This is a genomic window from Alteromonas sp. BMJM2, from assembly GCF_027257845.1.
Taxonomy (GTDB): Bacteria; Pseudomonadota; Gammaproteobacteria; order Enterobacterales; family Alteromonadaceae; genus Alteromonas.
The window spans coordinates 171,063-189,822 of record NZ_JAPVOT010000004.1 but is presented as its reverse complement, the minus strand read 5'-3'; the positions used below and the strand labels follow the sequence as shown (position 1 = coordinate 189,822).

Here is an 18,760-nt window from a genome sequence, read left to right as displayed (position 1 = left end):
CTCAAAGTTGGTTAATCGGTACTTTGATATAGCTTACATTGTTACCCTCGGCTGGCGGTAATTCACCTGCTCGTACATTTATCTGTATCGAAGGAAGTATCAACCTGGGCATGTTCAATGTAGCGTCTCGTGCTTCACGCATCTGAACAAATTCAGCCTTTAAAACGCCGTCTTTAACGTGAATATTGAATTCCTTTTGTTCACCAACTGTCACTTTACTTTCGTGAGTACGATGTTGTGTTGGATAGTCATGGCAAACGTAGATGTTCGTTTGTTCAGGTAGTGCCAAAATTCGATGTATTGAGTCGTAAAGGGTGCTTGCACTGCCACCAGGGAAATCACAACGTGCGGTTCCCACGTCCGGCATAAACATGGTGTCACCTACAAATACCGACTCTTTATTAAGTAAATACGCAATGTCTGCTGGTGTGTGACCGGGTACGTGCATCACTTCAAAGCGCAGGTTGCCAACTTCAAGAATATCACCCTCCTCAAATAGCTTGTCGAACTGCGCACCGTTAGGAAGAAACTCTTTTTCTAAATTGAAGAGCGCTTTAAAGATCTTTTGGACCTCTGTAATGCGCGCCCCAATACCAATTTTTGCGTTGTACTTGCGCTTGAAAAAAGGGGCGGCCGACAAATGGTCAGCATGGGCGTGGGTTTCTAAAATCCACTCAACGTGTAACCCCCTGTCGTTTATAAACTGTGCAATTTTCTCTGCGCTTTCTGTATGAATACGGCCTGCGCTGTAGTCGAAATCTAAAACTGGATCAATGATAACGGCTTTAGATGTGGACTTGTCCTCCACTACATAGGTAAATGTCTCACTGTCGTTATCTAAAAATGACGTGATTTCAGTTTGTATGCTCATCGTAATCTCCATGTAAATTCAGTGATATAGGAATTATATATCACTGATAAATCTTCAAAACGTAAGGTCGTGCTTAGTTAAAACTTACAGAGACTTTTTACAGAAGTACCAATCTACATAGTTGTAGCCTGCAGTGTCTCTACCTTCAGCGTCTTCTACAGTGTGTGGAGGTGGTACAATAACTTCTTCACCAACCTTCCAGTTTTCAGGTGTAGCACAGCTGTGCTCATCACTTGTTTGTAAAGCTTCAACAAGTCTGACAAATTCATTAATAGCGCGACCGTTACTCATTGGGTAGTAAACCATGGCGCGAAGAATACCCTCAGGGTCAATGATAAAGGTTGCACGAACCGCTGAAGTATCACTTGCTCCAGGTTGCACCATACCGTAAGACTTGGCCACTTCCATTGAAAGGTCAGCAATAATAGGGAAGGGTATTGTTACACCGAACTTCTCCTTGATATTGCGTACCCAAGCGATGTGTGAGTGAGTGCTGTCAATAGATAAGCCCAGCAATTCAGTATTCAAAGAAGCGAACTTGTCTGACGCGTTGGCAAAGCCGATAAACTCGGTAGTACATACCGGAGTAAAGTCTGCTGGATGTGAAAAAAGTACTAACCACTTACCTTTGTAATCAGAAAGTGATTTCTCACCGTGAGTTGTTTTTGCACAAAAGTCAGGTGCTGGGCGGTTAAGCTGTGGAAATGTAACTGTGCTTTGATTTTCAGTTGTCATAGTAATGCTCTCTCTTTTTAAGGTGCATTTAAAATACACATTTAATATAGCGAGGAATATAAGTTATATCTAATCTAATTTGATGATTACTTGAATTGAGTTACCAGATTGAAGCTGTAGGGGAACCACTGAGGGGCAGTGGAAAAAAAGCTAAAGGGCTCTTTATGTGCTCTTAAATGAAAATTACTCGCTTAAAATGTCGAGGGAGCTCTCTTTAACGATATAGGCAGGCAACCAAAAATATTGTCAATTGACTACCGAGTTAAATCTGAAGTCTTACTTTTGGTTAGTTTTTGAATCGAAAATAGAGTTACTGTTTTTTTGGCAATGTGTTGAATTGAGGAATGTAATGTGTGGATGAAAAAATAGGAAATTATGTTGGGAAGAGGTGATAGGTGCATGGTAGAAAAAGGCGAGGCCCCAATAAAGGGGCCTCTAGTGCGGCCCGGAGCCGCTACCATGTTGAAACTGTTACTCACATGGTGTGATGTATTAGGTTCGGTTAGAAATTAAATTCTTCCGTTAAGCTCTGCCGAAATAGGAGAGTCTTGTAGACCTTGCTCAGCAATCCACGCTTGAAGTGTTTTGCCGTCTGCCTCAGGGGCTTGTAAATCTTTACTCGGCATTTTTTTCACTAACAACGTACCTACTTCAATCGCATTGTTAGCTACTGCCGTGCGGATAAGGCTGTTACCATCACATGAAATACCAGAGTAATAATCGCGAAGTTTTAAACGAAAATCTGACTGAACGCTACGCATTTTTTTACGAAGCTCACCTTTGTCGTCAGCCTGCACGATAGTACAGATGTTAGCGAGTGCATCGCTGATGCCGTCTGCTTGTGCTGCGTTAGAGAAAGCAAGTGTAGATGCTGCGATGATGATAGAGGTTTTAACTATTTTCAACATGGTTAAAGTTCCTGTGGTTAATTGTTTAATGTTTTTTGCAACTCACTCGTCGTTGCTTGAGTTGTATTAAACGCCACCTTCACAAAAACAAAAACATGTTGGGCGATATATAGGTATTCAAAACTATACTTTAGACTAAGCCCTTTGCAGCAAAGCCAATAATGGTCATAAAAAATCAGCGTCGCGGGCTTTTTAATTCGCGCGGGCGCTTTAATCGACATTGAGGGCACTTTACACATCAATACTAGGGGCTTTCTTTACAGTTGAATTAATGAGTAGTAGGTTTTGCTTACAACTAAAAATAAGGAAAAGCACATGAAGTGCCTGTCGGTTTGTTTTGCTGTATTTGTGATTATGTTTATTTCCGCGTGCTCGTCAGATCATAAGACGCCCGCAGTCGATCAGTTCACTGATAATCAATCAAAGGACATCTTGCGCTGGGAAGCAACGGCAAAGAACGTGACTATTACCCGCGATAATTGGGGCATTCCCCATATTAAAGGGAAAACTGATGCAGATGCAGTGTTTGGAATGCTTTATGCCCAGGCCGAAGACGACTTTAATCGAATAGAGCGCAATTATATTAATGCCATGGGTCGTTTAGCTGAAGATCTCGGCGAGGGTGAACTATACCGAGACCTTCGCATGAAGCTGTTTATTCAGCCTAAGCAAATTAAAAAGCAGTATGAAGAAAGCCCTGAGTGGCTTAAAAAATTAATGGTCGCGTTTGCCGATGGCCTAAACTATTACCTTTATACGCATCCCAAGGTAAAACCCAAAGTAATAACACGTTTTGAACCATGGATGGCGCTCACCTTTAGTGAGGGCAGTATTGGTGGCGATATTGAGCGGGGCGTAAGCATGGCTCGATTGGCCGAATTTTACGGTGATGATATGGCAGACATACCTTCTGGACCAGATTCAGTAAATGCACCTGACGCGTTAAACGCAGAGCCGGGTGGTTCGAACGGTTTTGCCATTGCACCGAGTCGTACGAAAAACGGTAATGCACTTCTTTTAGTAAACCCACATACCAGCTTTTATTTCAGGCACGAGGCGCATGTGCAATCAGAGGAAGGGTTAAATGCCTATGGGGCATCTACGTGGGGGCAATTCTTTATCTACCAGGGCTTTAACGAGCGAGTGGGGTGGATGCATACATCAACCTATGTGGACGTAATAGACGAATACGCTGAGACAGTCATCGAAAAAGATGACGCTCTGTATTATCAATACGGCAATGAGCAGCGCAAACTCGAAACACGACTCATTGAGCTCCCTTTTAAAGCCAAAGATGGCAGCATGAAGCAAAAGCAAGTGACCGCTTACTTTACCCATCGTGGGCCAATTGTGCGTTCTCATAACGGCAAGTGGGTGTCGGTGCGCTTGATGGAAGAGCCAGTTAAAGCGTTGATACAGTCTTATTCGCGCACAAAGGCGCAAAATTACGATGAGTTTTATGCAGCAATGAAAGGCTTAACAAACTCGTCTAACAACACTGTGTATGCAGACGCCGATGGCACTATTGCCTACTTCCACGGTAATTTTGTACCTCGTCGAGATACGGCTTTCGATTTTACTCAACCAGTAGATGGAAGTAACCCCGCGACAGATTGGCAAGGTATTCATCCATTAGAAGAGCATATCCATATTAAAAACCCGGGTAATGGCTGGATTCAAAATACCAATAACTGGCCTTACAGCGCGGCGGCAGAGTTCAGCCCTAAAAAGGCGGATTATCCTGCGTATTATTCGGGTACTACTGAAAACTATCGCGGTATTCACGCCATTAATTTACTCAAAAATACGACTGATTTTGACGTCGATAGTCTTATTAATGCCGCTTACGATAGCCACCTAACTGGCTTTGATGTGTTGCTACCACCCTTGTTCGAGGGCTTCAATTCACTGCCAAGCTCCGACCCACGCAAGAAGGCATTGGCAGCACCTATAGCAGCATTACAAGCATGGGATAATCGCAGTAGCGTTGAGAGCGTGCCTACTTCCGTTGCCGTTTATTGGGCTACTGATTTTATGAAGTCGGTGCGCAATAAAGCGCGAAGCGCGGGACTCAGCGTGTATACCTATATGGAAAGCGTTGCATCAGATGAAGAGCGATTGGTGTCTTTAAGCGCGGCAGTAAATAAACTTAAGACCGATTTCGGCTCGTGGGAAACGCCGTGGGGCGAGATAAATCGCTTCCAGCGAATAAGCCCAGATATTCGACAGCACTTTGATGATAACGCCCCCAGCTTACCCGTTGGTTTCGCATCAGGTCGTTGGGGAGCATTGGCGGCCTATGGGCAAAACTATGGTCAAGGCGAGACAAAGCGTATTTATGGCACTCGGGGAAACAGTTTTGTGGCGGCGGTTGAGTTTGGTGAAAAGTTAAAAGCTAAGGCAATTACCGCTGGTGGATTAAGTAACGACCCTAACTCTCCACATTACAACGACCAAGCGGCAGTGTATGCCTCAGGCAAACTGCGAGATGTCTATTTTTACGATGAAGATATTTCGGCAAACGCCGAGGAAACGTATCGGCCTGGGCAGCGGTAAATTCGACAATAAACAGATAATCAATAGATAATCAATAGATAATCAATAGATAATCAATAGACCACTGCCAGACTTATGGCAGTGGAGAGATTTTATGTCAAATGCCATATCTCGTATGGCATTTGTGCAATCAGGGGTTAAGAGTAATAAGACGGCCAATACTGTCTGCATCGACGGGTTTTGAATAAAAGAAGCCTTGCAAATATTCACACTTTTGAGCTTTGAAAAAGTCTACTTGCTGTTGCGTTTCAATGCCTTCGGCAACACACGTAATGTTTAAGCTTTCAGCCATTCTTAATATTGCTAGCACAATACCTTCATTACCTTGATTTGTTCCCACGTCGTTGACAAAGCTTTTATCTATTTTAAGAATATCTATAGGGAAGTCTTTTAAGTACTTTAACGATGAGTACCCCGTGCCAAAATCGTCTAATGCAATGATAAAGCCGCTGTCTTTCATTAACGATACTGTTTGCAATGCTTCTTCGTAATTAGACATCAATGAGCTTTCGGTAATTTCAAACCTGATAGCGCTGGTAGAGATACTATGCGCATTGAGTAACGCGATAATTTCTTGGATCTTTGTGGGCTTGGAAATATGCATGGCGCTGAGATTAATGGAAAGGTATAGCGCGTTCTCATTCCATGCGTCTGTTTTTAAAAGTGGGATGGCTTTTTCAATAACCTGAATTGTCATGTCTTCAATAAAGCCTATACTTTCAGCCACGGGAATAAAAACATCGGGCGGGATCAATCCATTTTCACTAGGCCACCTCATTAGTAATTCAAAACCACTAATAGCTCCGTTGTCTGAATACACTATTGGTTGATAAAACCCAGTGAAGTCATTATGTGAATATGCTTGTTTGATAGCGTTTTCTAGTTGTAAACGTGATTGTGCCCTGTCGTTCATGTGCTGTGTGAAATATTGGAAGTTGTTACTGCCAAGTTCCTTAGCATGGTACATGGCTATATCAGCATTCTTAAGCAGTTCATCGGGTGTACTTGCGTCTTCTGGGTATAGCGAGATGCCAATGCTAGCGGAAACACTCACTATCTGATTCGAAAGCGTTACACTTTTGGCTAATTCGATAATCATTTTTCTGGCCAATCGGTTTATATCTTCTTCGGCTTCAACCTTTTCAATCATGACAACAAACTCGTCACCGCCTAGTCGTGCTACGGTATCTGATTGACGTACGATATCTTCCAACCGCTTACCTATAGTTGTAAGTAAAATGTCGCCAGCATCGTGCCCCAAGCTATCATTAATTTGTTTGAAGCGATCTAAATCAATGAAAAACAGACACAGAGATGTGTTTTCAATTATTGCTTGGTCGAAAGCATGTCTGATACGGTCCAGCAAAAGTGAGCGGTTCGGCAAGCCGGTTAAACTGTCGTAATTAGCAAGTTGAACGAGTGCGGTTTGTGCGTCTTTCTGTTTTGTAATATCGGAAAGAATAACTAGGTATCGACTAATTTCATTTGCATCTTTTGCGCTACTCACTGCGGTGACACCGACATTGACCGTATATTTTCTACCTTTTAAGCTTTCAATTTCTGTCTCCCCATTCCAATGGCCTTGGGGAGGAATTTCACGCATTCTATCGAGTAACTCTTGTAACGTACTTTTTTGTTTAGAAAATACCAGAGCAAGTTGTGACGCAATATCCTCGTCAGCTGATATCTGAAGAGCTTCTTTAACCGATTGGTTGGCAATCATCGGATTAAGTTGGTTATCAAAAATAACAACCCAATCTCTAGTGTGCGCGAACGCTTCGCCATACAACTGCGCTTTCGTTTGTGTGTCGATTGACTCTGTTATATTAGAGTAAGTACCTGTGAGTCTCTTCGTCTTTGATGTGGTGCCTTCAGTAATCACTGAACCTACGTCTCGATACCATTCAAAATCGCCATTCTGTGCTTTAAGCCTGTAAATAATATCAATGCTTTTCTGTTCTCCAGACAGAACTCTCTGCCATTGAAGTTCAAAAGCATGAACATCATGCTTATGTATAAGCATGCAGTGTTCATTAAAATTCAATGTGCTTCTTGATTTTGGGTAGCCTAACTCGCTCGCTATTCTCTCTTGAGCAATCACATTAGTATCTTCTCGCCACTCCCAAACTTTTGTATTACTGGCAATAAGCGCCATGGAAAGTCGGTTCTGACTTTTAATCGCTTCTGAATGTGCCGCTTTTAAAGTTTCTCGATGGATTCTGCGGCGCTTAGCAATGAATGCCGCAACGACAAGAGAGAGCAGGGCATACAGTGTGTAAGCAATAGGTGATGTAAATAACGGATAGTTTACTTTTATGCGTAATGTAGCTGTTGGGCCTGCTGTGTTGGTTGCCCTATCGAAGGTGCTTACAGTAAAGGTGTATTTTCCGGGTTCAAGTTGGGGAAAAGTCACTTCTGTCAGTTTTGTTGGGGGGTAATCTATATCTACCTTTCCCTCTAACATATATTTGTAATAGCTAGAATGTGTTGCACCGTAATGCATGTCTGAATAGTTTATTGTAAGGCCGATATCGTCGTGCTCAAGAACAATGCTTTTCTCATTTTTTGCCCCTGCACCAAGTGGTATATCGTGGGATATTAACCGAACATCTGTGATAGACACTTCTTTACTGAGCTCGTCATTTACAATGAAATTACTAGGGTCAAATAGCGTGAACCCTTTTATAGAACCAAATGCTAAGTTATTGTTCTGTAATTTTTTTCGAGCACCCCACGAAAACTCATTATTAACTAAACCCTCTTCAGTAGTAAATTGTTGGAACGCTAATGTTTTAGGATTGAATTGCAATAACCCCATGTGAGAAGCCATCCAAATACTACCGTGGTCATCTTTAATAAGGCTAAAAATAATATTCGTAGGAAGTAAATTCGACGAATCAAAAAAGTACTTCTGTTCATAGGTGTTTGCGTCGATACCATAAAGTCCATGGCCAGGGTAACTAATCCACATTGTTCCATAGTCATCTATAACGGCATCTGTAGGCTGTATGACATACTCAGCTTGCACGTTCCTTGCTTCATGAACCTTAGTAAGTGACTTTGTGGCAAACGAGTATTGCCAGAGTGAGCCCGTCATAGCAATGAATACACTTTCATCGTTATCCGAATGGCCGGATATAAACGTATAAAATTGATCCACGTCTAATGAGGATGAAAGGGTCTCATTTCGCATAAAGTTATTGCGAGCGGTGTCAAGTTGAAAAAATCCCTCTTTTGTAGCAACGAAATAGTTATTTTCAGATAGGCGCAGAATGTCATAAGCTTTATCAGAACTTAGCATACTGTTTGAATCGCTATCTAAATTTAGCGGGATCACACGTTTATGCCTCAGATCAAACTTAACTAAACCGTCATAGGTAACCAACCAAACCCAGTCTTTTTCACCTTTTCTAATAATAAAAATAGAACTGGGTGACGCTACTGCCTTTATATCATTTGTTACGAGAAACTGCTCAATTTCGCCAGTTTGTAAATCGTACAGGTTTAAGCCATTTTTGGTAGCAGCCCACAGGTTGCTTTCATTTTCAACATATAAGTCGTTAACGGTGTTGTTACTCAATTGCTGTTTGGATTTTTTATCAGCAAAAACGTTTTTGAAAGCAACGGACTTCGGGTCCCACAACAAAACACCCGAAGAGTTTGTGGAGAGCCATAACTGCTCATTTTTGGTTTTAATTATATTAGTAATATTGTCATCGGTAATCAAAAGATTTGAATCAGAAGGTTGTAGAAGGTGTTTTATTTGTCTGCTTGCGCCATCAAAAACGTATAAGCCTTTGTCAGTGGCAAGGTAATACTCAGTATTGTTATACCTAAGCATATTCCAAATATTAAGCGAGGGAATGACTTCAACAGCTTGCGGGAGTATTTCACTATTTTTGCTGGCAAAAGCGACCAATTCAGTAGTGGAAAAAAGGAATAGCCCTTCCACCGTACCTAGCCAAAAATTACCATCGTTATCGGTGACGATTAACTTTGCATTGAGTTTGTCTCTGTTACTTTCAGTCTCTGGAATGTGTTTAATGTTCTTTATCGCTTTGCTAGGAAAGTGATAGGTGTAAAGGCCTTCTGAAGTTGCGATAAACAACACTTCACCATGTCGTTTTATATATCGAATAATGGCATCTTCGGTGAGGTTTAACTCTGGTTTCATTAAGTCGAAAAAGATTTCCCACTCGCCAGAGTCAAGGTCGAACTCGAGAATGACGTGATCATAGGCAACATAAATAGTGTTGTTGGGTCCATTAATAAAATGAGACACATACTGATACCATGCAGGTTGGTCCTTGTACTTAATTGCCAATTCTCGCTTACTTTCTCCTGTTTCGTAATCGACTCGGTAAACGCCACTGCTGTAAGTACTTACCCAAAGGTCAGCATTTTGATCTTGAAAGAGTGAATAAATGCCATCGTCTGCAAATTCATTGGCAAAGCCTATATAGCGCTTATTAAAATTGCCGTCATATCGATTTAACCCTGTTCCAGTAGCTATCCATAGAAATCCATCGCTATCTATTATCATGTCGTTGATAAAATCTTGCGATAGGCCATTTGCAGTTGAAAACTGAGAAAACCGAGGCATCTCGACTATAGGCTGGGCATTCAGCGATACACTAAATAGAAATGTTAAGAATATGAAGGCAGTGCACATTCGACGGTTTTTTATCATGGCTTTGAGTCTACCAAGGATGAAATCTCTCAAAAGGTTTTTAGCAGCTTGCGACTGGTAACTTGCTACTCAAAAAATGAAATCTCATGCTAATGTAACAAATTATTACGAGTAAATAATAACTCAATAACGTTTGATCTACACTGCAACTTTCGAATATTTAAGTGATGCTCTGTTGCTTAGATAGTCCTATTTAATAGCTGAAAAATAATAAGAGCCTGACCGCTAACGTTACCAGCGTGCCGATTAATCAAACCGCAGATACAAAAAAACCAACTAAAAAGTTGGTTTGCTCTCTATTCAAAGAGAATGGTACCAGAGGCCGGACTTATGATTGGTCGCCACGCGATGGGCCGACACTCGGACGGCACGCCAGCGTGCCGATTAATCAAACCGCAGATACAAAAAAACCAACTAAAAAGTTGGTTTGCTCTCTATTCAAAGAGAATGGTACCAGAGGTCGGGCTTATGATTGGTCGCCACGCGATGGGCCGACACTCGGACGGCACGCCAGCGTGCCGATTAATCAAACCGCAGATACAAAAAAACCAACTAAAAAGTTGGTTTGCTCTCTATTTAAAGAGAATGGTACCAGAGGCCGGACTTGAACCGGCACGCTATTTCTAGCAACGGATTTTGAATCCGTCATGTCTACCAATTTCATCACTCTGGCATCACATTGTAATGGCTATACGCCAATGCGATGCATTATAGCGATGCAGCGCGCGCATACAACACTTTTTTTGAGAATTACCTTCAAGTGTTGAAAGTTTGTACATTGGGTACGAATAACCTCACGCTGAAATAAGCGTTTCACAATGTGGTCTTATGAGTGACTTTAAGGGCAATACCTATACTTATTGGGAATAGGGAAGCGGGTAGGCAGGTGTTAAGCTAGCATTTCAAATGCTACACCAGTGCTGGTATATCAAGAATGCTGTCTGATCCAATCAGCTCGCTTAAAACGCTAGTAGGTCTGTTGAGGCCACTGGAACCTTTATTCACGATGTATCGCACGGTAGCTAGTAATAACTATGAATATTTCCCAGTCTGAAACGCAAATACTCAAAACAGTATGTACCCCGCGTGATGTTCAATTCAATGGAAGACACCAAATGAAAGCGGAAAAAGTGAACCCACTAAGAAGCTTCCACAATATCGTATCTAATCAGTCGCTAGATTTTGATGAGAAAGTGGATGCATTACTGCGCTTTGGTCTCGACCTGTTTGGCTTGGAAGTCGGTATTGTGAGTCAAATTGTAGGTGATGATTATACGGTATTTAGAACTGTTAATAATGTTGATGGTCTTGATGCCGGAATGCATTTCGACCTTGGCTTAACCTATTGTCATTACACAATCAATAGAAACAAAGTGGTTGGGTTTAACCACGTAGGCTTTTCAGAAATTGCTAACCACCCCTGCTATGAAGCACAAAAGCTCGAAGCGTATCTCGCTGCCCCAATAATTACTGGTAACACGGTATTTGGCACCATTAATTTCTCGGCTGCTAAACCTGTTGACCGGTTTGAGTCAGAAAGTTATGAGTTTATCGAGCTATTTGCTCAGTGGTTAGGTTCTGAGATATCAAGAAGAGAAGTGCTTGAACAGTTAAAATCAAAAGCATCGACCCTCGCAAAACTAGAGAACGTAGGGAAAATAGGCTCTTGGTCTATCAACGTCGAAAGTTTAAAAACAAAAAAGACCAAAATTAAAAATAGCATTTTAGAGAAAGTCGACCATAACCGGAACAATGTGGAATGGAGCGACCAGACCCGGAAAATTCACGAAGCTCCCGAACATTACCAACCAACATTTGAAGAGGCGTTTAACTTCTATACCGCTGGCGAACACCGAAACGAATTAATGAAAGCAGTGGATTCGGCTATTCGGCACGGTAAGCCGTGGGATCTCAAAGCACAGATAACAACGATGAAGGGACAGCGTCGCTGGGTCGTCACGAAGGGCGAGGCAGAGTTCGTCGAAGATAAATGTACAAGATTGTTTGGTACGTTCCACGATGTAACCGATAGCGAGGAAGCATCAAAAAAACTACAAGAAGCAAAGGTTAAAGCCGAGCAGGCCACTAAAGCTAAAAGTGACTTTCTTGCCAATATGAGTCATGAAATAAGAACCCCAATGAATGGTGTACTCGGCACGCTGCAGTTGTTAGAACGCTCAAACTTAGATTCAAAATCACAGAAGCTTATATCAAAAGCAAACTTCTCTGCTACAAGTTTGCTTACAATCATCAACGATATTCTGGATTATTCGAAGATTGAAGCTAACCAGCTGACGTTAGAAAAGCAGCCTTTTTCAATGTGTAGTGTTATGGAGCATGTGCACTCAGAATTAAGCCTAGAAGCCACTGAAAAACAAATAGCGTTAAAATCCAGTATAAGCAAAGATTTTGTTGATGGGTGGAAAGGCGATGTAGTGAGGGTGAGGCAAGTCCTTCTTAACCTGTGTGCCAATGCCGTTAAATTCACCAAATCGGGACAAGTCAGCATAGCATTGATGAACGATAGTTCTTATTCTTCAGGCGCGTTACGTTTCACCGTAAAAGATACGGGTATTGGCATGTCTGAAGAAGCGCAGGCACGGATATTTGAACGTTTCACTCAGGCTGACTCATCCACAACTCGTAAATTTGGTGGCACTGGATTGGGTATGTCAATCACGGTAAGTCTAGTTCAAATGATGGGGGGCAACATTGAAGTTGATAGCGTTAGTAATCAGGGCACAACAATTACGGTAACCTTACCCCTTGAGCACGCAAACTTAGAAAGCAAAAGCACCGTTTCCAAAACGGACGATGTTCCTAATCTATTTGGTAAGACAATTCTTATTGCCGAAGACAACGATATAAACACCCTTGTTATCGAATCTATGCTAGCACCGACCCAGGCAGACTTATATTTTGCTAAAAATGGGGTTGAGGCACTTGAACAGTTTTCAAAAAATACATTCGATTTAGTGTTAATGGATATCCAAATGCCTGAAATGGACGGACTTCAGGCATTTGCTGAAATACAAAAGCTAAATCAGAGTGTTCCCGTTATAGCACTAACTGCAAATGTAATGAGTACTGACATAGCGCACTACGCCCAGGTCGGGTTTAATGCGCATTTGGCTAAGCCAGTAAAACTAACCGTATTGTATGATTTACTTCGCAGCGCACTGACCGACGTTTAACTGTTGTGTTACTAGTTCTTGTCGCACGAGCTCAGCACCTGCTGCTAATGCACTTAACTTTGCGCGAGCTACATGGCGAGGTAACGGGGCCATTCCACAATTGGTGCAGGGATACAATTTGTCTGCTTCCACAAACTTCAGCGCCTTTCTTAACGTAGTGGCTACTTCCTCTGGGGTTTCAATATTATGGTTGGCTACATCTATTGCGCCGACCATCACTTTTTTTCCGCGGATAAGCATCATCAGCTCCAGCGGAACCTTAGAGTTGTGGCACTCCAGTGAAATGATATCGATGTTTGATTTTTGAAGCTTTGGAAAAATGGTCTCGTACTGACGCCATTCTTCTCCCAAGGTTTTTTTCCAATCTGTATTCGCTTTTATGCCATAGCCGTAGCATATGTGCACGGCTGTCTCGCACTTAAGCCCTTCAATCGCTCGCTCTAAAGCAGCCACGCCCCATTCGTTAACGTCATCGAAGAACACATTGAAAGCAGGTTCATCAAATTGAATGATATCGACGCCAGCGGCTTCCAATTCTTTGGCTTCTTGGTTCAGAATTTTAGCGAACTCCCAGGCCAGTTTTTCCCGGCTTTTATAGTGAGCGTCATATAACGTATCAATCATAGTCATTGGGCCGGGTAGGGCCCATTTAATGGGTTGGGATGTTTGGCTTCTAAGAAACTTGGCATCTTCCACAAACACGGGGCGGGTGCGCTTAACGGCACCAATTACCCTTGGTACGCTGGCTTCATAGCGATTTCGAATTGTCACCGTTTCTCGATTCTCAAAATCCACACCGCTTAAGTGTTCGATAAAGGTGGTAACAAAGTGCTGACGAGTTTGCTCTCCGTCACACACGATATCAATGCCGGCGCACTGCTGTTCGTGAAGTGACAGCTTTAACGCATCGTGCTTGCCCTCAGGCAAAATATCTTGCGCTAGTTTCCACGGTGACCAAAGCTGTTCAGTCTGCGCCAGCCATGCGGGTTTTGGAAGACTGCCTGAGGTGGAAGTGGGTAATAGTGTTTTCATAATGTATTTTTGAATAATAACCTAGTTAAGCTATTCCCATAGAAAACTAAAACCTTTAGAAGACCAAAGGGTCTACAGAAATAGTGAAAATGAGAAAATCGACAGCGAGCTAGCTGGCACAAGGCTGCTTGGCCTTTACCAAGCGCATTGTCGTGACCATTGGGTCAGCACGGTTTGATAGGGTTTAATAAACTTCTCCTCAACAAACTTGCCTTGTTCAACCGCTAGTTGTGAACGTTCGTCTCGGTCGTAAACAATTCGGGTAATGGAATGATCTTGGTGATTGAGGTTCGGTTTATAGTGTTTACCCGCAATAGCATTTGCGTTATAAATTTCAGGCCGATAAATCTTTTGAAACGTCTCCATTGTGCTAATAGTGCTAATAAGCTCTAAATTGGTGTAGTCGTTTAGCAGGTCGCCAAAGAAATAAAAGGCAAAGGGGGCGACGCTATTCGGCGGCATAAAATAGCGCACGTTCAGTCCCATCTTTTTAAAATAGCTTTCGGTTAATGAGGTCTCGTTAGGGGTGTATTCTACGCCTAAAACGGGGTGTTCATTTTCTGTTCTGCGATACACCTTGTTGTCAGACACGCTGATGCATATTACCGGCGACTTCGTAAACTGGGCTTTGTAGGCCTCAGAGTGTAAGAAGTGCTGGAATAGTTTTCCGTGCAGCTCACCAAAGTCATCAGGCACACTGAAATGCGACTGTCCTTTGTTGTGATTAGACAGCACCACACTAAAGTCGTAATCGCGTATATACGATGAGAAATTATTGCCAACAATACCTTGCGAGCGTTTGCCCGTTTGTGTGTCAACAATATTGGTTTGAAGAATTTCAATGGTTGGAAAGCTCTCTCCGTTGCCCTCGACATCCACATCAACCGATATGATATCAAGCTCAACAGCGTATCTATCTGCAGCAGCATTATCCCAAGTAGCAAGTGCGTTAAATCGATTGTCTATCATTTGCAGTGCATTGCGCAGGTTAGCTTTTCGCTGCTTACCCCTCGCTAGATTAGCGAAGTTTGTGGTTACCCGAGTATGCTCAGAAGGCTGATAGTCTTCATCAAAACGAGTACGAGTGATAGTAAATTCAAATTCGTTAGTCATCGCGGTGTTGGCTCTATGTTTAGTGCTGAAAACGATAACCATGTTATACGCAATAAAAACTATGAATAAAAATGACTTAATTTCATTTTTATATGATTTTTGTTCATGCTTTGTTGCGAAATTAAGTGGTTCAATTTCTCGTAACACACGCTGTTACGTTTTCTACGTTGCGAACGCGATAGCTTTGTAACGCGTTAACCAAACAAACATAACGAGAAGAAATTTAAGAAATAACTAAAGAGTGGGGCATCCAGTGAAATGAAGAGCTAGATTTGGTGCCAAAGAGCGAGCAGTAGATGGCGTTTTGTAGCTTTACTTATTTAGGTCTTTACCTTTGATAACAGTACACTGCATTATAAAGGAGAATTTTACGAAACGTTTCCTAAGTTCGTTTTTAATCAAGGCTTTCCCAAGCACTTAAGAATCAACACATAAGAATAAACACCATAAGGCGTTCAACAATGATATCACCACGAGCATTAGTGGCTTTAGTTGTGTCTATTACCACATTACTAAGTACATCATTTTCAACCAGTGCATTAGAAGAAACCGTCAGCGCAGAGCTTTTCGACAACATGGAGTACCGATTTATTGGTCCATACCGCGGCGGTCGCTCTGTCGCCGTTGCCGGAGTTGATGGAAAACCTCAACTTTACTACATGGGCACAGCAGGTGGAGGGGTGTGGAAAACCACTAATGCGGGATTGTCGTGGAAGGCAATTTCGGATGAACATTTCGCTGTAGGGAGCATTGGTTCTATTGCCGTTGCGCCCTCAGACAATAACGTTATTTATGTTGGCACCGGCGAAGGTCCTATTCGAGGAGTAACCACAAGCCACGGTAAGGGTATTTATAAGTCTACTGATGCCGGTGAAACGTGGGAACTCGTTGGTTTAGAAAATCGCGGTCAAATTCCAAAAATACGTATTCACCCCACTAATCCAGATATTGCTTGGGCTGCAGTTCAAGGCAATATTTGGTCGGCTAATGAGCAGCGGGGTATTTTTAAAACCACTGACGGCGGCAAAACGTGGCAACACGTTTTAAAAGTGAATGGCGATACAGGGGCAGCGGATTTAGCCTTAGATCCGTCTAACCCTAGGGTACTGTACGCCAGTATGTGGCATCACGGCAGAACCCCTTGGTTTATAAAATCTGGTGGTGAAGGCGGCGGTATATACAAATCTACCGATAGCGGAGAAACATGGGAGCAACTTGAAAAAGGCTTGCCTACACTCATTGGCAAAGTTGGTATTGATGTATCACCCTCTAATCCTAAGCGTTTGTACGCCATTATTGAGGCCGATGAGGGCGGCTTGTATCGCAGTGACGACGCGGGCGCAACGTGGACATTACTGAATGACGACAATATTCTGAAAGCCAGGGCGTGGTATTACAATCATATCAAAGTAGACCCTAACGACGACAACACGCTTTATGTGATGAACGTTCAGCTACACAAATCCATCGACGGTGGCAAAACCTTTGAAATAAAATCGCTGCCTCACGGTGATACCCATGACATGTGGATTAACCCAGAAGATAGCTTAAACATGATCAACGCTAACGATGGCGGCGCAACCATCACCTTTGATGGCGGAGAGTCGTGGTCGAGCATTTATAATCAACCTACCGCACAGTTTTACCGTGTGACCACAGATAACCTTAAACCCTACTATGTATATGGTGGCCAGCAAGACAATACCACCATGGCGACGCCATCTGCTACCCTCGATAGCGGAATAGGCATAGAGGAACAGTTTGCCGTTGGCGGTGGAGAAAGCGCTCATATTGCGTTTAATGCCGATGATCCCACGCTTATATACGCGACTACCATTAACGGTACGCTTACTGAATTTGATAGAAGCAGTGGGTTAACCCGTCCTATCATGCCTTACCCTGAATACGTGTTTGGTCGTAATGCAAAAGACCAAAAGTATCGCACTAATTGGAATGCGCCAGTTTTAGTATCACAACACGACCCTGATACGGTGTATTACGGGACACAGATGATACTAAAAACCACTGACAGAGGCGTAAATTGGCAAGAAATCAGCCCCGACCTTACCCGTAACGATGCTGAAAAGCAGGGGCTAAATGGCGGGCCAATTACTAACGAGCAGGCGGGCGCTGAATATTACAATACGGTTTTTTATATCGCTGAGTCGCCAACAAACGCGGGAGAGCTTTGGGTTGGCGCCGATGACGGCAAACTGCATCTCACTAAAGATGAAGGCAAAAACTGGACAGATATTACGCCCCATAAAAAAGAAGCGCAGGTAAATGCCATAGAGCTAAGCCCTCACGCCGAAGGAAAAGCCTATGTAGCGGTTACTGGTTACAAGCTTAACGATTACAGTCCCTATATTTATAAAACGACGAATTACGGTAAACGCTGGACGCGTATCGATAAAGGCTTACCGGAAGACGCTTTTGTAAGAGTGGTTCGCGAAGATAGTCAGCAAGAAGGCATGTTGTTTGCCGGCACAGAAAGCGGAATGTTCATCAGCTTTGATGATGGTAAAAATTGGCAAAAGCTTTCGCTCAACTTACCGCCGGTGGCAATAACCGACCTTAAGGTGAAAGGCGATGATTTGGTGGTTGCTACTCAAGGGCGGGGCTTTTGGATATTGGACGACATAGCGCCACTTCGCGAGGCTAACAATACCTTGGTTGATGAAGTGTTGTTTCAGTTTAGCCCTGTTGATGGGGTACGCCTTCTAGCTGGAGGCAATATAAGTGGTCAATTAGAAGCAGAAAACCCTGCGAGAGGAGCTACATTTCGCTACTTCTTAAATGAGGCATTAGATGAAGACGAAACCCTTCGAATAGATATATTTGATGCCAATAACCAACTGGTGCGCGCGTTATCTTCTTCAGCAAGTGCGTTTGAAATATGCGCGAAAGGAAATGAAGACATTCGCAGTCCGTTGAAGTTTACGCATCCATCTACCGATGCTGGATTTAACGCTTTTGAGTGGGATTTACGTCGTCAGCCCCTTAATTGTATTGATAACGTAAAATTGTTCGGTGGCTGGAATGGCGCGAGAGTGATGCCGGGGGAATATAAGGCAACAATCACGGTAGGCGAGGTATCGCAAACGCGCCCCTTTAATGTGTTGCCCGACCCAAGAGAGAATGCTCAGCCTGCGGAATTACAAAAAGTAGAGCAAAGTATTCAGGCGAGTGAAGATGTGCTCAATGAATTATTCGCCCACCTTCAAAAAGCCCGTGATGTCCGTGACCGGCTTAAGCATGTGGCAACGTCTAACGTCATGCTAGCGAACGACGTGTCAACATCCATCGAAAGCATTGTGAGTGAAATAGATGAATGGGAATCGTTAGTTATCCAGCCCAAACATCAAACCTTCGAAGACGACATTAATTGGCCAAATATGCTCGACAGACAAGTACGCTTTTTAATGGATAACTTTGATAGAACGGGTGCACCAGCGCAAGCCGGCGCGCTTAAGCGGTTAGACGATCTTGAAGCAAAATGGCAGCAATATAAGTTGAATCTGCAAACCTTATTTAACGAGCGAATTGCGCCGTTAAATGAAAAGCTTTCTAAGCAAGGCGTGTACGATTTAGAGGGTTTGTAAAATCGGCATAGGTTGAACAAAGCGGCAAAAAATGAAACGCCCCCGTTTGAAATAAATAT

At 42.9% G+C, this 18,760-nt stretch carries 9 protein-coding genes and 1 tRNA gene; 3 read left to right on the top strand and 7 right to left on the bottom strand.

What is annotated here, in order from left to right; translation table 11 throughout:
• Position 1: 1 nt before the first annotated feature.
• The 3 genes from O9X84_RS06865 to O9X84_RS06855 all read right to left on the bottom strand — a co-directional run bounded on the left by O9X84_RS06865 (position 2) and on the right by O9X84_RS06855 (position 2,514).
• Complete coding sequence (locus O9X84_RS06865) at positions 2-871, bottom strand: MBL fold metallo-hydrolase (RefSeq protein WP_269518925.1); 870 nt, start codon at positions 869-871, stop codon at positions 2-4.
• An 84-nt stretch (positions 872-955) separates the two neighbouring features.
• Entirely contained in the window at positions 956-1,606 is a 651-nt protein-coding gene (locus tag O9X84_RS06860; protein ID WP_269518924.1) for a peroxiredoxin, read from the bottom strand.
• Positions 1,607-2,115: 509 nt separating this feature from the next.
• Positions 2,116-2,514 carry a DUF3718 domain-containing protein gene (locus tag O9X84_RS06855; protein WP_269518922.1) on the bottom strand — a complete coding sequence of 133 codons (399 nt, stop codon included), beginning with the start codon at positions 2,512-2,514 and terminating at the stop codon, positions 2,116-2,118.
• Between the two features lie 315 nt (positions 2,515-2,829).
• On the opposite strand from O9X84_RS06855, the gene O9X84_RS06850 reads away from it, so the two are divergent.
• Entirely contained in the window at positions 2,830-5,070 is a 2,241-nt protein-coding gene (locus tag O9X84_RS06850; protein ID WP_269518921.1) for a penicillin acylase family protein, read from the top strand.
• Between the two features lie 130 nt (positions 5,071-5,200).
• Here the strand turns inward: O9X84_RS06850 and O9X84_RS06845 are convergent, their stop codons facing one another.
• Positions 5,201-9,742: an EAL domain-containing protein gene (locus tag O9X84_RS06845; protein WP_269518920.1), complete on the bottom strand. Its 4,542-nt coding sequence runs from the start codon at positions 9,740-9,742 to the stop codon at positions 5,201-5,203.
• A gap of 604 nt (positions 9,743-10,346) precedes the next feature.
• A tRNA-Leu gene (locus O9X84_RS06840) sits at positions 10,347-10,433 on the bottom strand.
• A gap of 442 nt (positions 10,434-10,875) precedes the next feature.
• Between O9X84_RS06840 and O9X84_RS06835 the strand changes: the two genes are divergently transcribed.
• Complete coding sequence (locus O9X84_RS06835; RefSeq protein WP_269518919.1) at positions 10,876-12,954, top strand: GAF domain-containing hybrid sensor histidine kinase/response regulator; 2,079 nt, start codon at positions 10,876-10,878, stop codon at positions 12,952-12,954.
• On the opposite strand, the gene O9X84_RS06830 is transcribed toward O9X84_RS06835, so the two are convergent.
• Together O9X84_RS06830 and O9X84_RS06825 are read right to left on the bottom strand one after the other, a co-directional pair.
• Positions 12,925-13,986: a methionine synthase gene (locus tag O9X84_RS06830; RefSeq protein ID WP_269518918.1), complete on the bottom strand. Its 1,062-nt coding sequence runs from the start codon at positions 13,984-13,986 to the stop codon at positions 12,925-12,927. The two genes, O9X84_RS06835 and O9X84_RS06830, sit on opposite strands and share 30 nt — an antisense overlap.
• Positions 13,987-14,121: 135 nt before the next feature.
• The gene (locus tag O9X84_RS06825; RefSeq protein WP_269518916.1) at positions 14,122-15,099 is read right to left on the bottom strand and encodes a DUF1852 domain-containing protein; all 978 of its coding nucleotides are present in this window, start codon (positions 15,097-15,099) and stop codon (positions 14,122-14,124) included.
• A gap of 461 nt (positions 15,100-15,560) precedes the next feature.
• Here O9X84_RS06825 and O9X84_RS06820 point away from each other — a divergent pair, with 461 nt between their 5' ends.
• Positions 15,561-18,701: a WD40/YVTN/BNR-like repeat-containing protein gene (locus O9X84_RS06820; RefSeq protein WP_269518915.1), complete on the top strand. Its 3,141-nt coding sequence runs from the start codon at positions 15,561-15,563 to the stop codon at positions 18,699-18,701.
• The last annotated feature ends 59 nt before the right edge of the window (positions 18,702-18,760 follow it).